The organism is Ruegeria sp. BHSA118, assembly GCF_059613405.1.
Genome location: NZ_JBXWSM010000130.1, coordinates 1 through 3588, shown reverse-complemented (window position 1 = coordinate 3588; position 3588 = coordinate 1). Strand labels below are relative to the sequence as shown.

Genomic DNA, 3588 nt, shown 5'->3' with positions numbered 1-3588 from the left:
CTTGATAAACGGCGCGCGGGCCAGTTTCGCCAGACGGCGGCTGATTTCGGTCTTGCCGACGCCGGTGGGGCCGATCATCAGGATGTTCTTGGGATAGACTTCCTCGCGGATGTCGTCCGGCAATTGCTTGCGGCGCCAGCGATTGCGTAGGGCGACGGCCACGGCACGCTTGGCGTCGTTCTGCCCGATGATGAAGCGATCCAGTTCCGAGACAATCTCTCGCGGGGTCAGGTCGGTCATGTTTAATTCTATCCGTTTGTTTCGCAACGGAACCTAATCATAAGACACAAAAACACAAGCTGATCACGGAAAACTCACACGTAGCACACGGAAATTGGCGGCGATGTGAATCGTCACTGAACGGTGTGTGCCCCATAGTCTTACTTGACGGGCAGGTCGCCCGCGACATTCATATGGAGATACCTTATCATGATGACTCGTCGTTCGCTTTTTGCGAAAGCTGCCGCCACGGGCGCTGCCCTTGCTTTGGTTGGCACCCGGGCTGCTTTCGCCGGAGGTGCCAAAAAGAAAGGCACGTTTGAAGGCAGGTCGAACCACATCACCAGCGGATCGGTCAAGCTGGTCAAGGACGGCGAGCGTTACATCGTCGAGCTGGGCGATGATTTCTCGCTGGACGGCGGCCCTGACCCGCGGGTGGCCTTCGGGAAGGATGGGACCTATGCGCCCGACACCAAGCTGGGCGCGCTGTTGAACTTGACCGGCAGCCAATCCTACGCTGTTCCGCCAACCATGGATGTTTCTGGCTACAATGAGGTGTACATCTGGTGCGAGGTCGCGGGTGTGCCGCTGGGTGTTGCATCGCTGAAGTAATTGTTTCGGTCAGCGGCCGGGTCTTCCGGTTGCTGACGCACCGTTAGGTAACAAAGTCGTCGTCTGTTACACTCGTCCCAAGGCATTGGAGCCGGGGACGAATTTGATGACGAAAATTGCCAAGATTACCCTTCTGTTTGTGGTGTTTGTGGATCTGATCGGACAGGGGCTGGTCTTTCCCATCATCAACTCGCTGATCATGGAAACGAAATCCGGGTTCCTGCCCGAAAACACGCCCGAGGGGCGCAGGCACTTCTATTACGGCCTCGTGATCGGGTGCTTTTTCCTGTCGTGGTTTCTGGGTGTTGTCTATGTTTCGAAAGTATCGGATTCGATCGGGCGCAAGAACGCTTTGCTGGTGTGCCTGGGCGGTGCTCTGGCCGGGTATGCCCTGACGATTGCCGCGCTTTATCTCAACAACCTTCTTCTGCTGATCGTCGGGCGTTCGATCACCGGATTCACTGCGGGCAACCAACCCATTGCGCAAGCGGCGATGATCGACGGCAGCACCGACGCGACAGACCGGGACCGGAACATGGGTTATATCGTGACGGGCGTCAGCTTTGGTCTTGTGGGCGGGCCGATCATCGGTGCGGTCTTGTCTGACGCCGCCCTGCTGGGCGGCTTCGCCACGCTGAGAACGCCTTTCTACGGCGCATTTGTCCTTGTGCTGATTGCAATCTTTCTGGTCCTGTTTTTCTTCCAGGATACCCGAACGGATCGTGCGCCCTTTGTTTTCCGTCCCCGTGACATAACAGACAGCCTGATGGCGGTGCGTGGTCATCCGATGGTGTTGAAGATCCTGCCGGTCTATTCGTTCTTCATGATCGCCAATGTCACCTTCTACGTCTTTGTCGACAATTTCCTGACCAGCGCCTTCGGATACGGAGTCATCGGTGGCAGCGTGGCGATGGTCGTCATCGGTGTGGCGCTGGCTTTCTCCAGCACGTTTCTGGTGAAGCCTGCGCAGGAGAAGTTCAGCAAACATGCGATAATCCACACGTCACTCATCGCCATGGTGATTTGCGGCTTCGCATTCGCCTTCAGCCCAAGCGGCGTGTTCAGCTATGTGCCGGTCTTTTTCTTCTATTTCCTGTTCGGAATCGCCTACCCCACCATGCTTGGGCTGTTCTCTTCCAGCGTCAGCGAAGCGGATCAGGGCTGGGTTATGGGTGTGACCACTGCCGTGTTCTGCCTTGCGGGTGGGATCATGTCGCTGATTGGGGGCGGATTGATGAGCATCGATATCCGCGTGCCCTATTACATCGTGATCATCGCAGCGATCATTGGCCTGATCGGCATGCATCGCCGCTGGAAAGGAAAGGAGATCTCGGCGCTGTTAGCCTGAGATCGTCTCAACCGTCAGCTTGCCATTGGTATAGACGCAGATATCGGCCGCGATGGCCATTGCCTGACGCGCCACCTCTTCCGCCGATTTGTCACTGTCCATCATCGCGCGGGCAGCGGCCAGGGCAAAATTGCCCCCGGATCCGATGGCAGCCACGTTGTGTTCAGGTTCCAGCACGTCACCCGCCCCGGTGATCACGAACAAGTCCTTGCCGTCCGTGACGATCAGCATCGCTTCGAGCTTTTGCAGGTATTTGTCGGTGCGCCAGTCCTTGGCCAATTCCACAGAAGCACGGGCAAGTTGGCCCGGTGTCGCCTCGAGCTTGGCCTCCAGCCGTTCCAGCAACGTGAAGGCGTCGGCCGTCGACCCGGCAAAGCCGGCGACAACTTCGGACCCTCCGGGGGACAGGCGACGCACCTTGCGGGCCGTGCCCTTGATCACGGTTTGACCCAGGCTGACCTGCCCATCACCGGCTATGACAATCTGACCGTCTTTCTTGACGCCAATGATCGTCGTGCCGTGCCAACCGGGAAAGTCGTTGTCTGCCATGATCGTCTCCGTTTTCGCTGGCGGTATATATGGGCTGGCTCGCAGGTTGGCGCAACCCGTTCTTCAATTGCCCAAAAGATATGCAAAAAACGCATTCCGGGGTTACCGGACCAGCAATTGTGAGTCCGGGCATGCAGAACTACATGGGGCGTACAACCGACAACGGGTCGGCTGTTTCTTCACAAAGGACCGCGCACATGGCAACCACAGCTAACATTCATGCGCCGCTCGGAGCAGCTACCATCCTGCACGTAGTGGACGCGTTCATCAATGTCGTCAACACCGTTGTCGAATGGAAAGAATCCCGCAAAACCCGCAAACTCCTGTCGGAACTCAGCGACGCTCAATTGGACGATATCGGCCTGAACCGCGCAGACATCGCCGATTTCTGATGGCCCCACAGATCGCCAATTCATGACAGCCGCACGGATTTCCGAGCGGCTTTTTCTTTCTTCAGCCTTGAAGGTATTTTCCGGCAAGATCAGGCAGAAAAGCCTCGATCGCCGCAGTTGCAACCACGTGCCGCGTTCCCGCTTCTTCGTCGACAACGTCAAGCCCACCTTTGACTGCGCGAACCTCGGCCCTGCCCCGCGGCAGATCCGAGGCAACCAGATCGCAATCCACCTGTTCGGGCTCCTGCACGCCGATCGTGACGCTGACGCGCATTTCGGAATGGTCGATCCCCAGTTTTGAAAACAACGTGATGGATGAATGGTGCAAAGCATCCTGCACCGCGCGGCGGGCTGCCTTGGTATAGTCCCGGCCATACAGGTCGTTACCTGTTCCCATCTCCAGAATGATGCGTTTTTCACTCATTGTGCGGGCTCCATGTCGAAGGAAACGATCAGGGAAGCGTTGGC

The 3588-nt window shown here is 57.4% G+C and carries 5 protein-coding genes and 1 pseudogene; 3 read left to right on the top strand and 3 right to left on the bottom strand.

Annotated features, from left to right (window positions below):
- Positions 1-240 (bottom strand): annotated as a pseudogene (locus tag AC2FNN_RS21210) (HslU--HslV peptidase ATPase subunit); the annotation flags it as partial.
- A gap of 189 nt (positions 241-429) precedes the next feature.
- Here AC2FNN_RS21210 and AC2FNN_RS21205 point away from each other — a divergent pair.
- Both AC2FNN_RS21205 and AC2FNN_RS21200 read left to right on the top strand, forming a co-directional pair.
- Positions 430-831 carry a DM13 domain-containing protein gene (locus AC2FNN_RS21205; protein ID WP_496760454.1) on the top strand — a complete coding sequence of 134 codons (402 nt, stop codon included), beginning with the start codon at positions 430-432 and terminating at the stop codon, positions 829-831.
- Between the two features lie 106 nt (positions 832-937).
- Positions 938-2179 carry an MFS transporter gene (locus AC2FNN_RS21200; protein ID WP_496760452.1) on the top strand — a complete coding sequence of 414 codons (1242 nt, stop codon included), beginning with the start codon at positions 938-940 and terminating at the stop codon, positions 2177-2179.
- Here the strand turns inward: AC2FNN_RS21200 and hslV are convergent.
- Positions 2171-2728: an ATP-dependent protease subunit HslV gene (gene hslV / locus AC2FNN_RS21195; RefSeq protein WP_496760450.1), complete on the bottom strand. Its 558-nt coding sequence runs from the start codon at positions 2726-2728 to the stop codon at positions 2171-2173. The two genes, AC2FNN_RS21200 and hslV, sit on opposite strands and share 9 nt — an antisense overlap.
- A 197-nt stretch (positions 2729-2925) precedes the next feature.
- Between hslV and AC2FNN_RS21190 the strand changes: the two genes are divergently transcribed.
- Positions 2926-3120: a DUF1127 domain-containing protein gene (locus AC2FNN_RS21190; protein WP_496760449.1), complete on the top strand. Its 195-nt coding sequence runs from the start codon at positions 2926-2928 to the stop codon at positions 3118-3120.
- Between the two features lie 61 nt (positions 3121-3181).
- Here the strand turns inward: AC2FNN_RS21190 and AC2FNN_RS21185 are convergent, their stop codons facing one another.
- The gene (locus AC2FNN_RS21185; protein ID WP_496760447.1) at positions 3182-3544 is read right to left on the bottom strand and encodes a Lin0512 family protein; all 363 of its coding nucleotides are present in this window, start codon (positions 3542-3544) and stop codon (positions 3182-3184) included.
- Positions 3545-3588 lie beyond the last annotated feature (44 nt).